Genomic DNA, 15,358 nt, shown 5'->3' on the forward strand with positions numbered 1-15,358 from the left:
AAGTGATGTACCGATTTGAAGACTTCTGACCTGCTGCGTGCGGGTATAAAATTAAAGAGGCTGGGACATAAGTATTTTCACCAAAGAAAAAATTGAATTACTAGGGGGCATAATCCCTGCTTCGGAATTATACTTCACTTTCCGCGGACGAGTGGCAAGCCTTCTGGGGTTTTGCCGAACTTTCACTTCCCGCAGGTGTCTACGTATATTTCCTCCTTTAAGGTAATGCATTGTTCATCTTTGGAGCTTAACGTTGTAATTATGTCCCAGCCTCTTCCAAAAGGGGTTGTGTAGTAAGTGACGGAGCCTATTATTTATGTAGTATCAGACTCTGTAGGGGAGACTGCTGAACTTGTGACCATTGCAGCTTTAAGGCAGTTTAATGGTTCAGATGCCTTAATTAATCGTTATCCCTATATCGAGAACAAGGAAGATATTGATCAAATCATAGCAAAAGCTATTAAGGATCAAGGAATGATTGTTTACACATTAGTGAAACCTGAGATAAGAGAATATATGCAAAGAATGACCTACATGCATCAGATTAATGGGATTGATATCATGGGGCCATTAATGGATAAATTTGAAAAGAAATTTGAAAGAGCACCATTAAATGAACCTGGCTTAGTGAGAAAGTTAGATGAAGATTATTTTAAGCGAATTGAAGCAATTGAATTTGCAGTTAAATATGATGATGGACGTGACCCCCGGGGATTACTGCGAGCTGATATTATTTTGATTGGAGTTTCTAGAACCTCGAAAACACCTTTATCCCAACACTTGGCATTAAAAAGTATCAAAGTGGCCAATGTCCCAGTTCTTCCTGAGATAGACCCTCCCAAAGAGTTGTTTACTGTGGACCCTAAAAGATGTATTGGTTTGAAAATTAGTCCGGAAAAATTGAACCATATCCGCCGAGAGAGATTAATTGCCCTAGGATTAAACGATAATGCAAGTTATGCGAACATCGAAAGAATAAAGAGAGAATTGGAATATTTTGATTTCATTTCCGAAAAAATTGGTTGCACGATTATTGATGTTACGAATAAGGCGGTAGAGGAAACAGCTAATTTGATTATTAGTTATATGAATCACCGAAAAGGATAAATTATTCAGTTGTTAATCATGGCAAAACTATTAGAAATACGTTATAATATAGTTTTGTGTTCAATAAGTGCCTAAAAAAGGTTTAGAGCAAAACGTTTAGGAATACACTAGGGACAATGGAGAATTACCGGAGACGGGAAAAAACGACATGTTTCCTTAATTACTTTTCATAATAAGAAGGAATCAGCGGAGTGATGTAGAATTATAGATAATAAACGCATATTTGTTGATGCAGATGCATGTCCTGTAAAAAAGGAAATAATGAAAGCCGCAGATCAATACGGCTGGCATGTTCGCTTTGTGGCTTCCTACGATCATAAACCTACTGATTTAAATGATCAGGAAGATTGGGTGTTTGTAGATCCTGGAAGGGATTCGGCAGATCTCTATATTTTAAATCATCTTCACCCGAACAATTTGTTAATTACACAGGATATAGGCTTAGCTAGCTTAGCGTTGGCGAGAAATGTCCATGTGTTATCACCACGTGGAGTGCCTTTTAAAGAAGACTCTATTCAAACAGCCCTTGATTTTCGGTACTTATCTGCTATCGAAAGAAAAAAAGGGAACTACGGTAAGGGGCCTAAGACGTTCACTGATGGTGATCGAAATAGGTTTATACAAACTCTTTGTGAATTATTGTCGAATTTTGAAGGAGATTCAACATTTGCGTCGAATTAAAAATAAATGGCAAAAAGTATGCTATTTTCATTGAATGAGGAGGATGTTTAACTAGTTAGATGAAAATAAAAAAATTCATCATCTCTTACATCTTCTTTAACGTGTTAATAAGTTTAACTTTAATAGATGGAGATGGACTGTGTGGCAAGGATTCCTGAGGATAAGATTGCCGAGATAAAACAATCGGTTGACATCGTTGATGTAATTAGTGAATACGTTCAGCTAAGAAAACAGGGCCGTAATTATTTTGGACTGTGTCCTTTTCATGGTGAAAATACTCCATCATTCTCTGTTTCACAGGAAAAGCAAATCTTTCATTGCTTTGGTTGTGGGATGGGAGGAAATGCCTTTTCTTTTATTATGGAAATGGAAGGAACCTCCTTTCAAGAAGCGGCTGAAAAGGTTGCTGCGAAAGGAAATGTTGAACTTCAAATAGACCCAAGCACCTATAACGATAATCAGAGTTCATTACCTCCCGAGCAAGCTGAGATGATCAAGGCCCATGAGTTGCTAACAAAATTCTACCATCATCTGCTCTTGAACACCAATGAGGGAGCCGATGCTCTTCAACATTTACTTAGAAGAGGTTTTACAAAGGAGAGTATTCAAAAATTTAATATCGGCTATTCTTTGCCGGAGTGGAATTTCGCGGTGAACTATTTAGAACAGCATGGCTTTTCTTTAGAAACCATGAATAAAGCCGGATTGCTAGCTCGTCGGAACAAAGATCAGGCTTTTGTTGATCGTTTCCGCAATCGCATTATGTTTCCACTTCTAAATGAAAAAGGGAAAGTTATCGCATTTTCAGCGAGATCCCTTTCAGACGAGGACCATCCAAAGTATTTAAATACTCCAGAAACATTGCTTTTTCATAAAAGCTCACTTTTGTACAATTACTATCAAGCAAGGAGTCATATACGTAGGGTTGGATATACAGTTTTATTTGAAGGCTTTGCGGATGTAATATCTGCCGATCGAGCTGGAGTTTCCAATAGTGTAGCTCTTATGGGGACAGCCCTAACGGAAAAACATATTCAGCTATTAAAAAGATTATCAAATACTATTGTCCTTTGTCTTGATTCAGATGATGCAGGGGTGGAGGCAGCTTTTAAATCAGGCTCTTTATTAGAAAGATTCGGGATGGATGTGACCGTAGCTCAATTGCCTGATCAATTGGACCCCGATGACTACATTCAGCAATATGGAGAAGAAAAATTCCATGCGGATGTAATAGGGAATGCTCAAACATGGATGGCTTTTAAGTTATTTTATTTTCGAAGAGGGAAAAACCTTCAACATGAGGGGGATTTACTCAGCTTTATCGATAGTGCCATCATAGAAATTGCCAAGTTAGGGAACGCTGTAGAACGGGATATGTATATAAGACAGTTGTCTGAAGAATTTTCTCTGTCCCTCGAAGCTTTAATGTCACAACTAAATGAACGGATTCAACCACCTGTCATTAAAGAGATCGAGCAACAACAGACAGAGGTGCGACAATTAGAAAATCCAATAGCAGATCTTCCAAAACAACAACGATTGCCAGCAATCGCATTAGCTGAACGGCAATTAATTGCTAAAATGATGCAACAAGAGGAATTAGTTTACCGAATCATGGAAATGATGGGGGATGGAGTCTTCCATTATGATGAGCATCAAGCGATCGTTACGTATCTGCTTGGCTATTATGAGGAAGGAAATAAACCAGACTCAAGTTTGTTTATGAATTATCTTCCAGATGTAAAATTACGAAAAATTGTTTCTGAAATAGAGATGTTGGCTGTTGATCATGAATATAGTGAAAAAGAGTTAAATGATTATGTGGGCCATGTGTTGAAATATCCTAAATTGTTAATGATAAAAGAAAAGCAAGCAGAACAAAAAGCAGCTGAACGAAAGAAGGAATTTGGGAAAGCAATAGAATTGGCTAAGGAAATAGTGGAATTGCGCCGATCTCTTTGATTGTATATAGCTTAATTCTTTTACTTCGATGAGCAAGAATACATGTGAAAAATGATATTTATGCTGTAGAAGCTAACCATTGTTTAAGGAGTTTTACGAAGCTAACTGGCATTAATACATGTCTAGCCTACGTAAATAAGCATCGCGTTAGCTTAATGTTGGAAGGAGGAAAATGCATGGCTGAAAAATCAGCTCGTTCCAATGAAACTGATACTGAACTTACTGTAGATCAAGCGAGAGATCAATTGATTGAACACGGTAAAAAAGTTGGAACTTTAACATACGAAAAAATTGGAGAGAAACTAGGTCATTTTGACTTGGATTCTGATCAACTGGATGAATTTTATGAGCATCTCACAGATCAAGGGGTAGAGTTAGTTGAAGATTCCGATGAGGAAGAGGTACCAAATGTTAGTGATATTCAAAAAGAAAGTGAAGAAGAATTTGATTTAAATGATCTGAGCGTTCCCCCGGGTGTAAAAATTAATGATCCAGTGAGAATGTATTTGAAAGAAATAGGACGTGTAGACCTTTTATCAGCCCAAGAAGAGGTTGAATTGGCTAAGCGGATTGAACAAGGTGACGAGGAAGCCAAGAAACGATTAGCTGAGGCGAATCTGCGACTTGTTGTAAGTATTGCCAAGCGTTATGTAGGTCGCGGTATGCTGTTTTTAGACTTGATTCAAGAAGGCAATATGGGTCTCATTAAGGCAGTTGAAAAATTCGACTATGATAAAGGGTTCAAATTTAGTACGTATGCAACGTGGTGGATCCGTCAAGCTATTACAAGAGCAATTGCTGACCAGGCGAGAACCATCCGGATTCCCGTGCATATGGTTGAAACGATCAATAAATTGATCAGAGTGCAACGTCAATTATTACAGGATTTGGGTCGTGAACCAACTCCAGAAGAAATTGCTGAAGAAATGGACATGACACCAGATAAAGTCCGTGAAATTTTGAAAATCGCACAAGAGCCTGTTTCATTAGAAACACCCATTGGAGAAGAAGATGATTCCCATTTAGGTGATTTTATTGAAGACCAGGAAGCGACATCACCATCAGAGCATGCTGCTTATGAGCTTCTAAAAGAACAGCTAGAGGATGTATTAGACACATTGACGGATCGAGAAGAAAATGTGCTAAGACTTCGTTTTGGACTTGATGATGGTCGCACACGTACGCTTGAGGAGGTAGGCAAAGTTTTCGGTGTCACAAGGGAGCGGATAAGACAGATTGAAGCGAAGGCCCTTAGAAAACTAAGACATCCTAGCAGAAGTAAGCGACTAAAAGACTTTTTAGAATAATCCGGAATACTTTACAGTTTACTTCTGGTTTCGGAAGTAAACTTTTCCTTTACTTAGGGCGATGGCAGCTATCTGCTCCCCTCCTTTCCTATTACCGATTTATAATAATGCTTTTTCAATAATATAAAAGAGAGGCAACTCCGAATGAAGGATGATAGAAAAACCGTCCTATTACATGAAATCAATTTCTGGAAGGAGCATAAAATTCTTCCAGAGCATTACTGTGATTACCTCATCGCCTTGTATACACAGGGAGATGAAAACCAACAACCCCAAAAACGAAAAAAACACAAGAAAATCTTTCAATGGGAAGCTATTTTGTCATTACTACTAGTAACATTTATCTTAGTAATGGCTGTAATAACATATATTACAGTTATTTCATTCGGAATGCAAACGCTTTTTCTGTCTGTTTTTGTCGTCGCCCTTATTTTTAGTTGGTTTTATTTTCGTAAAAAAAATTTAAATCCCATGCTTGTCTATATTACGGCAGCTTTTTTACTCCTTTTTTATACCGTTCAAATCAATGCGGCGTTTTTTGGAAATAAGACAACTAGCTTATATTGGCTTCTTCTATTAAATTGTATGATGTGGATTGTTGGTGGACTGATTGGAAAAAAGCTATTTTTCACGCTATCTGGTTTGATCGCCGCGGTATTATTGTTTTTTGTTATGCTCATTTAGCAGAGTATTTTTGGCTAAATATTGAATAATACATGAATTTTACTGCAAAAGCTTTTACTTTTTTTGTATTTCGAGTAAAATAGAGTTGTTTGAAGCATAATTTATATTGTATACATAGTGATCTTACTAAGGAGGGCTTAAGTAGTGAAACGTAATCCACTCGTTCCCTATTTTCTAATTTTTGCAATGGGATTTGTCATCATTTTTTTCCTCGGGATTAAAGGGATTGGGGACGCTAAAGAAATAGCTAATGAAGGAGAAGAAGGTGGCGGAGAAGAAGTCGCTTTTGATCCTGAATCATACGCAACTCAAACATGTATTTCCTGTCATGGTGAAAATCTAGAAGGCGGTGCTGGTCCTTCACTTCATGGAACAGGGCTTTCCCAAGAAGAAATTGCCGAGATTCTAACCAATGGAACAGATGGTGGAATGCCAGCTGGGTTGGTAGAACCAGATAATATTGATGAAATGGCTGAGTATGTGGCAAATCTAAAATAATGACTTGTAAGAAGAGTTCTTTGCATTTTGCAAGGAACTCTTTTAACTTTAAAAGATAAGAAGTATAAATTTGGCTAATACTGGATCTAGCTCCAGCGCCTAGCCCCGAGAAGCTCACGGGATGTCGCGCCTTTAGTCGATTTCTGCTTAATAACCCTAAACCTATGAAGGGAAGGATCGCCTTTCCAAGGTTCAGGAATATTTGCTTGTCAGAGGGCAACAGGATGTATGAGTACAGACGAAGTGCAGGACGTCGCGAACTTTTCCTAATAAGAGGTGATGGAATGAATAGTGAAAAACTATCGAAAAGATTGGAAACCGTTGTTTCATTTATTAAACCAAGTATGAGCATTGCTGATATTGGTTCAGACCACGCATACTTGCCATGTTACGCTGTGAACAAGGGAATTGCCATCTCCGCCATTGCTGGAGAGGTTGTAGAAGGACCTTATCAATCAGCTCTAAAACAGGTTGAGGCGGCTCATTTAACAGACAAAATCTCGGTTCGAAAGGGAAGTGGCTTGGAAGTGCTTCAATCCACGGATCAAGTAGACTGTATTATCATTGCTGGAATGGGAGGAAGTCTAATCACAGAAATTTTATCGGCTCAGAAGGAAAAATTAGCCTCTATAAGCCGTTTGATTCTTCAACCCAATATAGCGGCTGAAAAAGTACGAAAGTGGCTCTATGAGCAAAACTGGCAGCTTGTAGCTGAACAGTTGATCGAGGAAGAGGGAAAATATTATGAAGTTCTTGTAGCTGAACCTGGTAATCCATCCCTTCCTTATACAGATGTAACCAAGGAATTTTTATTAGGACCATTCTTATTGAAAAAAAAGGACGACCATTTTAAGCAAAAGTGGCATGGTGAACTGCGAATATGGGAAAAAGTGTTACTAGAATTAAATAAGGCAGAGCAGAATCAAGTAATAGAGAAGAAAAAGCAAGTGCTCATAAACAAAATAGCCATGGTAAGGGAGGAGATTATGTGAAGGAAGTAAAGACAGGTCAAATCATTCAATTATTTGAACAGTTTGCGCCAAAGAAGTATGCGTTTGAAGGAGACCCAATTGGTCTACAAGTAGGTTCATTTCAAAAGCCTGTAAAAAATATTATGATTGTCTTAGATGTATTAGAGAATGTTGTCGATGAGGCGATTGAAAAAGAGGTCGATTTGATTATTGCACACCACCCGATGATTTTTCGGCCGATGAAAAACATCCAAACAGACTTAGCTCAAGGTAGAATTGTGGCCAAGCTGCTAAAACATGATATAACTGTTTATGCTGCCCATACGAACCTAGATATAGCAAAAGGGGGCGTAAATGATATGTTAGCTGAAGCGCTTAAGCTTGAGTACACGTCTGTTCTTGTTCCAACTTATGAACAACAACTAAGGAAATTAGCTGTCTATGTTCCCGTGGAGGATGAGGAAAAGATACGCACAGCCTTAGGAGAAGCTGGTGCTGGAGCAATTGGGGATTATAGTCATTGTTCCTTCTCAGCAGAAGGAACGGGGCGGTTTTTACCAGGCGATCATACAGATCCACATATTGGGCAGCATGGAAAGCTTGAAGCCGTTCCAGAGGTGAAAGTGGAGACTGTTTACCCTGTTGAAATAGAGAAAAGGGTAATCAAAGCGATGTTGAAAGCACATCCTTATGAAGAGCCAGCATATGATCTCTATGATCTTGCTTTAAAAGGGGAGGAGCTTGGACTTGGAAAAATCGGGGAGTTACCAGAAGAAATGTCTCTAGGAGATTTTTCCCTTTTCACTAAGAAAGTATTGGATTCTTCTGGGGTACGAGTTGTTGGTAATCTAGAGGACAAAGTGAAAAAAGTCGCTGTATTGGGCGGGGATGGCAATAAATACTTCTCTCAAGCTAAATTCAAAGGGGCTGATGTTTATGTCACAGGAGATTTCTATTATCATACAGCCCATGATGCAATGAATCTCGGGTTAAATATTGTCGATCCTGGCCATAATGTTGAAAAAATTATGAAGAAGGGTGTATCGGAGATCCTCAGGAAAGAATGTGAAAGTAGTCGATTTGATGTGAATATATTTCCATCAGAGGAGGACACAAACCCGTTTATCTTTTTATGATAATATAGGTGAAAAGCACAAAATTCATTATGAATTTTGTGCTTTTCTATCACCTGGTAGTAAGTGAAGTTTTTGTAATTCTTGGTAAGATTTTATTTAGAGGCACTTTGTGTTCGCGATCCCATGTTGCTTGATCGGCGGGATCGAATTGTTCTAAAAACTTTAATACCTCGCGAACAATTGGCGTCGGAGTGGACGCTCCAGCCGTAATTGCTACTGTTTTTGCCTTTAAAATCCATTCAATTTGAATTTCTGATACATCTGCTATACGATAGGCGGCAGTACCAGCGATTTCCTTTGATACCTGGGCTAAACGGTTTGAATTATTGCTCATTGGATCACCAACTACAATAAGTACGTCCGCTTCCCCTGCTTGATCGGCAACTGCTTCTTGTCTGACTTGGGTGGCAAGACAAATTTCTTTATGTTGCTCGACATGTGGATATTTAGCTCGTACTTTATCCATAATCGCTTGGACATCCCATTGACTCATTGTCGTTTGATTTGTGACAATAATTTTTTCATTTTGAATGTCTAGTGTTTCTACATCATCCAAACTCTCAACCAGATGGACGATATCGGGGGCGACTCCGACAGCACCTTCAGGCTCAGGATGCCCTTTTTTACCAATATAAATGACGTTATAACCTTCTTTTTCTTTTTCTTTTATTAAGTCATGGGTGACTGTTACATCCGGACAGGTGGCATCAATTGTTGTCAATCCTTTTTGTTTTGCTAGTTCACGAACTTCAGGGGAGACCCCATGAGCGGTGAAAATAACAGTACCCTGATCAACCTTTTCTAAGATTTCTTTTCGATTCGGTCCGTCTAATGTGATAATTCCATCTTCTTCAAATGCATCAGTGACATGTTTATTATGAACAATCATCCCTAAAATGTAGATGGGACGTGGTAAGGTTTTATCCAAAGAAGCATTTCGAGCGATAACCATGGCATCTACCACACCGTAACAGTAACCCCGTGGGGTAATCTTAATAACTTTCATTTAAATCCTCCTGACAAGAGGCTTTAGCCTGTAATCTATTGAACTCCTTATCTATTATAAAGGAGATCGATAAAAAAGCCAAACGCAGGAGGCCAATAGGATGTTGGTCAAAACAGCGTTTCGACATACGGGATGCACGAGAGTCGACGAAGCGACAGGACGTCACTGTTTGAGGGTGGCGCGTTCAACCTTAATCATCCTTAAAACGTTATTATGATGGAATATATAATTTTGGTACGGATTCTCCCATCTCTCGCTCTTTCTGACGAGCAACTGTTTCTGTTTTCTTCTTCGTTTCTGTAGTCGATGCATTCGTTTTTGATTCTAAAGCATCGTCTAGCGATTGTTCCTCCGTAGTGGGTTCCTTCGCATCATCATTCTCTGAAGATGTTAACCCTTGATAGATCCGCCACATGGCTGGAAGATTTTTTACCATGGGTCCATATTGCTGTATAAGTGGTCCGATTTGCTGCGCTGTATTTAATACATTCTGTGTTTTCCCTAAGAAATTACCAATTGTTTGCGGATTCGTAAGCCCCTGAAGCAAAGATGTCTCTGTGCCTGCGGACCTTGCAAACATATTTGCAGCTTCAGGTGCAGCCTGTCTTGAGAATAATTTTGCTAATAATCCTCTGTTTGCAGGTAGACCAGGTTGCTGTCCGAAAGGCTGCATTCCTCGAGGACCACCTGGACCAAACATCCCTGATTGACCCATATTGCGTGCTGGCCATGCCATTCTTTGTGGGGGCATTGGGCCTGGATTACGTAATGCCAATTACATAACCTCCCTTCCTATAGATAATTTATGCAAACAACCAAGAAAAGTTTGGATAATCGCCGTGCCTTTGTTGTAATTTATTGGGATAAAGGAAGAAAAGTTCCCGAAAGGTCAATATTTGTGAATCTGTGCTTATTCGTATATAATTAGATATTTGAGATGATCCTACTTATAGGAAGTGAAAAAATGAACGATTTTAAACAATTTAAGCTGCAACCATTTATTGTTCGTGCCATTGAAGAAATGGGATTTTGTCAACCGACTGAAATTCAGCAAAAAATGATCCCTCTGATTTTACAGGGGTATAGTGCGATTGGACAATCCCAAACAGGTACAGGGAAAACGCATGCTTATCTCTTGCCGATTATACAGTCGATAAGACCAGAACAGAAACATGTTCAAGCTGTTATTACAGTGCCAACAAGAGAATTAGCTGATCAAATATATCAAGAGATTTTAAATGTTTTACAATATGATGAAGACAATTCGATTACGGCCAAGCGTTTTATTGGGGGGACAGACAAACAGCGAGATGTTGGCAGATTGAAAGAGCAGCCGCATATTATTGTGGGAACCCCAGGCCGCATTCATGACTTGATCAGGGAACAAGCACTTTTTATTCATAAAGCAAATACGCTCGTCGTCGACGAAGCAGATCTTATGCTTGATATGGGTTTTTTACATGATGTGGATCAAGTAGCTGCTAGAATGCCGGATGAATTGCAAATGCTTGTGTTCTCTGCAACAATTCCGGAAAAAATAAAACCTTTTTTAAAGAAATACATGGAAAATCCGAAATATGAACAGGTAAATCCCGAGAGTATCGCAGCCGAAAACATTGAACATATTTTAGTACCATTAAAAAGTCGCGAAAAAGTTGAACTAATCCATGACATGCTTCAATCGTATAATCCGTACTTAGCAATTGTTTTTGTTAATACAAAACAAATGGCTGACATTGTTGCAGATCAATTGATTGAGAGAGGCTTAAAGGTTGGGAGACTTCATGGTGATATCAGCCCCCGTGAACGTAAAAGGATGATGAAGCAGATTCGTCAGCTCGATTTTCAATATATCGTTGCAACAGATCTAGCAGCAAGGGGAATCGATATCCAAGGGATAAGTCATATTATTAATTACGAATTGCCAAAGGACCTTGATTTTTATATTCATCGTGCTGGGAGAACGGCAAGAGCAGGGAATAAGGGAATCGCGGTTACCCTTTATCAGCCTAGTGATGATGATGCCTTGGTTAAATTGGAAAAAATGGGGGTTTCATTTAACTATTTAGATTTTGAACATGGCGACTGGGTAGAGAGTACAGACCGAAATCGAAGAAAGAAGCGTCTGAAGTCAGTTTCCGAGGAAGAACTCAAAGCCAAGCAGCTTGTAAGAAAACCTAAACAAGTAAAGCCTGGTTATAAGAAGAAGATGCAAAAACAAAGAGAACAGATTATGAAGCGTGAGCAAAAAGTAAAAAATCGTAAGAAATAAGGGGGAGTGGGTATGTTGAAAATTGGTTCACATGTATCGATGAGTGGCAAGAAAATGTTGCTAGCGTCAAGCGAAGAAGCCGTATCTTATGGAGCTAATACATTTATGATTTATACAGGAGCTCCGCAAAATACTAAAAGAAAAAAGATTGAAGAATTAAACATTGAAGCGGGACAAACCCATATGAGAGAGAATGGAATAGATGAAATTATTGTCCATGCCCCTTATATTATCAATATTGGTAATAGTGTTAAACCTGAAACATTTGAATTAGGTGTTAATTTTCTCCGGTCCGAAATTGAAAGAACAGAAGCAATTGGAGCTAAACAAATTGTGTTACATCCAGGCGCCCATGTGGGAGAAGGAGCAGAAAAAGGAATTCAAAAGATCATTGAAGGGTTAAATGAGGTCCTAACAGCTGATCAGAATGTCCAAATTGCTCTTGAAACAATGGCTGGAAAAGGTTCTGAATGTGGTCGTTCTTTCGAGGAATTGGCGAAAATTTTCGATGGCGTCCACTTAAATGATAAACTATCAGTTTGTTTTGATACTTGCCATACTCACGATGCGGGTTATGACATTGTCCAAGATTTCGATGGAGTACTGGATGAATTCGATCGTACTATTGGAATAGAACGTATAAAAGTATTGCATATTAATGATAGCAAAAATGAACGCGGTGCACGAAAAGACCGCCATCAAAATATTGGCCTTGGTCATATTGGCTTTCCTGCACTACATTATATTATTAATCATCCGCAATTTACGGATATTCCGAAAATATTAGAAACACCGTATGTTGGGGAAGATAAGAAGAATAAAAAGCCTCCTTATAAATATGAAATCGATATGTTAAAAAAAGGCGAGTTTAATGAGCATCTATTGGAAGATATCATGTCTCAGTAAAGAATAAAGAGGGGGACATCTAAAAAACAGAGAAATGTCCCCTTAATAAAAAGTTTGGATGAGTACTTGCTGTTTTGTTCTGGTTTAGGAAATTATAAAAAATTGTAGCTTGTAGGTAAGTTGTAATTTTGAGTTTTGTCATCTAGCTCCAGCGCCTAGCCCCTCGAGGTCAAATAACCCTGAACCTATGAAGGGAAAAAGCCCATTCCTAGGCTGCTCAGGAACATTTGCTTGTCGGGGCTGATCAAGGCGCTTGAGCTCTTGTTCTTAACTTGTAAACTGGATAAATAATTTGTTTAATTCTTTTGCTGTTTTAGGTCCGGCGATTTTGGCTATTTCGCGTATGATTTGTGAGCGAGTTCGGTCATCGAAAATATCTAAGTTTTTTCCTCTTAAGTAAGCAGCAACTTTCTCCGCTTCATCCCTCGAAACCTCAAAATTAAATTGTTTCGCGTATTTTAGTAATTCTTCAGCCGTAATCATGTTAACCTTTAAATTAACCATATTTTTAATCAACTTCAAGATCATCACTCCCCATAAATATGTATGCTTTATCAAGATATTTGTGCCTGTTTTTTTAAAACGCTTAAGAAACTATAATATATTCTGCTTGTGGATAACTGGTTTACGTTGCAAAGCGGTGCGAACATAGTCTTTCTAACCAAATCAAGGTTCACTCTCTGAAGAACTACCATTTACAAATTGAATAGAAATATGGTATACTGATATAATAAATCGTAATGATTCTTATTGAATGAAGGATGAAATATATGACGAAGTCAGTGATTGATATAAAAGATGTAAGCTTTCGTTATGAACGTGAATGGGTATTAGAGCAGATCAATTTATCTGTTCATAAAGGGGACTTTTTAGGTTTGGTTGGTCCAAATGGATCTGGAAAATCGACCTTATTAAAATTAATTCTAGGATTAATTAAGCCTCAAACTGGAGAAATATCGCTTTTTCATGAATCAATAGCAAAATTTAAAGATCGGAATCGAATTGGCTTTGTATCACAAAAAGCGAATTCTTTTAATAGTGGATTCCCAGCGACTGTGTTTGAAGTTGTGGCAAGTGGGTTAACTGGAAAGCTAGGATTATTTCGCGTTTTAAAGGACCAACATAGAAAATTGATCATGGAGGCCATTGACGCTGTTGGTATGGGGGATTTCGTTCGACGAAATATAGGAGAGCTATCAGGTGGACAACAACAGCGTGTCTTTATCGCTAGATCATTAGTTTCAAAGCCTGATATTCTTATTTTGGATGAACCGACGGTCGGCGTTGATGAAAGAAATGTTCGATCTTTCTACGATATGCTGGTACAATTAAATCAAGAACAAGGAATTACCTTAATTTTAGTTACACATGATATTGGGACAATGACGGATAAAGTGACACATGTTGCTTGTTTAAATAAGATATTGCATTTTCATGGCGATGTAGGAGAATTTGAAAAATTTAATTCAGATGATTTATCTGCAGTATATAATCATGATGTGCACGCTTTACTACACGATCATACTCATGAGCAAGAAGGTGCGAAAATATGATTGAGGCCATCTTGCAATATGAGTTTTTGCGTAATACATTTATAACGGGTTTGTTAATAGGTTTCATTGCTCCGTTATTAGGCACATTTATTGTTGTGAGAAGATTATCCTTAATCGCGGATGCATTGAGTCACGTGACATTAGCAGGAATTGCGACAAGTTTATATTTTAGTAAAGCATTTCCGCCGTTTGCGGGAATGAATCCTCTTTATTTGGGAGTCGGCTTTTCCGTCGTTGGTTCGCTTTTGATTGAACGATTACGTTTAGTTTATAAGCATTATCAAGAACTGGCCATTCCTATCATTATGTCGGGTGGAATTGGTGTTAGCGTTATTTTTATTTCGATGGCAGATGGGTTTAACACAGATTTATTTAGTTATTTATTTGGAAGTGTTAGTGCCGTTTCAAGAATGGATTTATACCTTATTTTAGGAATTGCCTTTTTCGTAGGATTGATTATCATTCTGCTCTATAAAGAATGGTTTTTATTATCTTTTGATGAAGAACATGCAAAAGTAGCGGGGATACCAGCAAAATTTCTTCATTTCCTTTTTATGCTGATGACAGCCCTAGTGATTGCGGCTTCGATGCGAATCGTGGGAATTTTACTTGTTTCCGCACTGATGACACTACCGGTTGCTGCAAGTATGCGGATTGCTAGAGGTTTTAAGCGAACTATCTGGCTATCTATTCTATTCGGCGAAATTTCTGTTATAGGCGGCTTAACCAGCGCTTATTATCTGGATTTGGCACCTGGTGGAACGATTGTTGTTTTATCTATTTTTATTTTACTTATCACTATTCTGTTAAAACGTCTGCGAACAAAAGGTGCATTATGGAATTCAAGAGGTGAAAAAGCATGAATGTAACAGAAGCGATTGACATGTTGAAAAATAAAGGGTATAAAATAACGGACAAACGAGAGCAAATGCTGAACATTTTTGCTAGTCATAATAAATATCTAACAGCGAGAGAGGTATTATTGGAGATGCAGGAAGATTTTCCGCAACTCAGCTTCGATACTATTTACCGAAATCTTTCCTTGTTTAATGAATTAGAAATTCTAGAATCAACAGAATTAAGTGGAGAAAAGCATTTCCGCTTTACCTGTGCAAATCACGACCACCATCATCATTTTATCTGTCTGCAATGCGGTCGAACAAAAGCAATTGAAGCCTGCCCAATGGATTTTGTCACAGAAGACTTGAACGGATTTGAAGTAGCAGACCATAAATTTGAAATCTACGGCAAATGTCCAAATTGTACGTAACGGGG

At 38.3% G+C, this 15,358-nt stretch carries 16 protein-coding genes; 13 read left to right on the top strand and 3 right to left on the bottom strand.

Translation table 11 applies throughout. The annotated features are described in order from the left end of the window. The first annotated feature begins 297 nt into the window (after positions 1-297). From IPU53_RS19715 to IPU53_RS19750, 8 genes are all read left to right on the top strand, one after another. Complete coding sequence (locus tag IPU53_RS19715) at positions 298-1,107, top strand: pyruvate, water dikinase regulatory protein (protein ID WP_207452714.1); 810 nt, start codon at positions 298-300, stop codon at positions 1,105-1,107. 261 nt (positions 1,108-1,368) lie between these two features. Beyond that, entirely contained in the window at positions 1,369-1,788 is a 420-nt protein-coding gene (locus IPU53_RS19720) for a YaiI/YqxD family protein (RefSeq protein WP_207452715.1), read from the top strand. A 141-nt stretch (positions 1,789-1,929) separates the two neighbouring features. Then, a complete protein-coding gene (gene dnaG, locus IPU53_RS19725) occupies positions 1,930-3,750 on the top strand; it encodes a DNA primase (RefSeq protein WP_313886539.1) in 1,821 nt (606 codons plus the stop codon). A 176-nt stretch (positions 3,751-3,926) separates the two neighbouring features. Next, entirely contained in the window at positions 3,927-5,057 is a 1,131-nt protein-coding gene (rpoD, locus tag IPU53_RS19730; RefSeq protein WP_207452716.1) for an RNA polymerase sigma factor RpoD, read from the top strand. Positions 5,058-5,201: 144 nt separating this feature from the next. After that, positions 5,202-5,741: a hypothetical protein gene (locus IPU53_RS19735; RefSeq protein WP_207452717.1), complete on the top strand. Its 540-nt coding sequence runs from the start codon at positions 5,202-5,204 to the stop codon at positions 5,739-5,741. Between the two features lie 144 nt (positions 5,742-5,885). After that, positions 5,886-6,239 (top strand): cytochrome c550, encoded by a 354-nt coding sequence (gene cccA, locus IPU53_RS19740; protein ID WP_207452718.1) that lies wholly within the window; start codon positions 5,886-5,888, stop codon positions 6,237-6,239. Between the two features lie 284 nt (positions 6,240-6,523). Next, positions 6,524-7,231, top strand: coding sequence for a tRNA (adenine(22)-N(1))-methyltransferase (locus IPU53_RS19745; RefSeq protein ID WP_207452719.1), 708 nt, complete (start codon positions 6,524-6,526; stop codon positions 7,229-7,231). Beyond that, entirely contained in the window at positions 7,228-8,346 is a 1,119-nt protein-coding gene (locus tag IPU53_RS19750) for a Nif3-like dinuclear metal center hexameric protein (RefSeq protein ID WP_207452720.1), read from the top strand. Before IPU53_RS19745 ends, IPU53_RS19750 begins: the two co-directional genes overlap by 4 nt. 49 nt (positions 8,347-8,395) lie before the next feature. On the opposite strand, the gene IPU53_RS19755 is transcribed toward IPU53_RS19750, so the two are convergent. Together IPU53_RS19755 and vrrA are read right to left on the bottom strand one after the other, a co-directional pair. Beyond that, positions 8,396-9,352 (bottom strand): 4-hydroxy-3-methylbut-2-enyl diphosphate reductase, encoded by a 957-nt coding sequence (locus IPU53_RS19755; RefSeq protein WP_207452721.1) that lies wholly within the window; start codon positions 9,350-9,352, stop codon positions 8,396-8,398. 211 nt (positions 9,353-9,563) lie between these two features. Continuing rightward, a complete protein-coding gene (vrrA, locus tag IPU53_RS19760; protein ID WP_207452722.1) occupies positions 9,564-10,127 on the bottom strand; it encodes a VrrA/YqfQ family protein in 564 nt (187 codons plus the stop codon). Between the two features lie 189 nt (positions 10,128-10,316). On the opposite strand from vrrA, the gene IPU53_RS19765 reads away from it, so the two are divergent. Both IPU53_RS19765 and IPU53_RS19770 read left to right on the top strand, forming a co-directional pair. Beyond that, positions 10,317-11,624, top strand: coding sequence for a DEAD/DEAH box helicase (locus IPU53_RS19765; protein ID WP_207452723.1), 1,308 nt, complete (start codon positions 10,317-10,319; stop codon positions 11,622-11,624). Positions 11,625-11,636: 12 nt separating this feature from the next. Then, positions 11,637-12,530, top strand: coding sequence for a deoxyribonuclease IV (locus IPU53_RS19770; RefSeq protein WP_207452724.1), 894 nt, complete (start codon positions 11,637-11,639; stop codon positions 12,528-12,530). A 267-nt stretch (positions 12,531-12,797) separates the two neighbouring features. On the opposite strand, the gene IPU53_RS19775 is transcribed toward IPU53_RS19770, so the two are convergent. Beyond that, the gene (locus IPU53_RS19775) at positions 12,798-13,058 is read right to left on the bottom strand and encodes a DUF2624 domain-containing protein (protein ID WP_374706881.1); all 261 of its coding nucleotides are present in this window, start codon (positions 13,056-13,058) and stop codon (positions 12,798-12,800) included. A 242-nt stretch (positions 13,059-13,300) separates the two neighbouring features. Here IPU53_RS19775 and IPU53_RS19780 point away from each other — a divergent pair, with 242 nt between their 5' ends. From IPU53_RS19780 to IPU53_RS19790, 3 genes are read left to right on the top strand one after another with little or no spacing between them, the layout of a single operon-like run. Further along, complete coding sequence (locus tag IPU53_RS19780; RefSeq protein ID WP_207452726.1) at positions 13,301-14,083, top strand: metal ABC transporter ATP-binding protein; 783 nt, start codon at positions 13,301-13,303, stop codon at positions 14,081-14,083. Further along, positions 14,080-14,946: a metal ABC transporter permease gene (locus tag IPU53_RS19785; protein ID WP_207452727.1), complete on the top strand. Its 867-nt coding sequence runs from the start codon at positions 14,080-14,082 to the stop codon at positions 14,944-14,946. Before IPU53_RS19780 ends, IPU53_RS19785 begins: the two co-directional genes overlap by 4 nt. Beyond that, the gene (locus IPU53_RS19790; protein ID WP_207452728.1) at positions 14,943-15,353 is read left to right on the top strand and encodes a Fur family transcriptional regulator; all 411 of its coding nucleotides are present in this window, start codon (positions 14,943-14,945) and stop codon (positions 15,351-15,353) included. The genes IPU53_RS19785 and IPU53_RS19790 overlap by 4 nt, the downstream gene beginning before the upstream one ends. The last annotated feature ends 5 nt before the right edge of the window (positions 15,354-15,358 follow it).

The organism is Bacillus sp. SD088 (assembly GCF_017355205.1).
Classification (GTDB): domain Bacteria; phylum Bacillota; class Bacilli; order Bacillales; family Bacillaceae_C; genus Lederbergia.

Coding starts and splice junctions, on each gene's coding strand:
- IPU53_RS19790 (WP_207452728.1), top strand. CDS start 14,943: ATGAATGTAACAGAAGCGATTGACATGTTGAAAAATAAAGGGTATAAA.
- IPU53_RS19765 (WP_207452723.1), top strand. CDS start 10,317: ATGAACGATTTTAAACAATTTAAGCTGCAACCATTTATTGTTCGTGCC.
- IPU53_RS19735 (WP_207452717.1), top strand. CDS start 5,202: ATGAAGGATGATAGAAAAACCGTCCTATTACATGAAATCAATTTCTGG.
- IPU53_RS19785 (WP_207452727.1), top strand. CDS start 14,080: ATGATTGAGGCCATCTTGCAATATGAGTTTTTGCGTAATACATTTATA.
- IPU53_RS19720 (WP_207452715.1), top strand. CDS start 1,369: ATGAAAGCCGCAGATCAATACGGCTGGCATGTTCGCTTTGTGGCTTCC.
- IPU53_RS19770 (WP_207452724.1), top strand. CDS start 11,637: ATGTTGAAAATTGGTTCACATGTATCGATGAGTGGCAAGAAAATGTTG.
- IPU53_RS19745 (WP_207452719.1), top strand. CDS start 6,524: ATGAATAGTGAAAAACTATCGAAAAGATTGGAAACCGTTGTTTCATTT.
- rpoD (WP_207452716.1), top strand. CDS start 3,927: ATGGCTGAAAAATCAGCTCGTTCCAATGAAACTGATACTGAACTTACT.
- IPU53_RS19755 (WP_207452721.1), bottom strand. CDS start 9,352: ATGAAAGTTATTAAGATTACCCCACGGGGTTACTGTTACGGTGTGGTA.
- IPU53_RS19780 (WP_207452726.1), top strand. CDS start 13,301: ATGACGAAGTCAGTGATTGATATAAAAGATGTAAGCTTTCGTTATGAA.
- IPU53_RS19775 (WP_374706881.1), bottom strand. CDS start 13,058: ATGATCTTGAAGTTGATTAAAAATATGGTTAATTTAAAGGTTAACATG.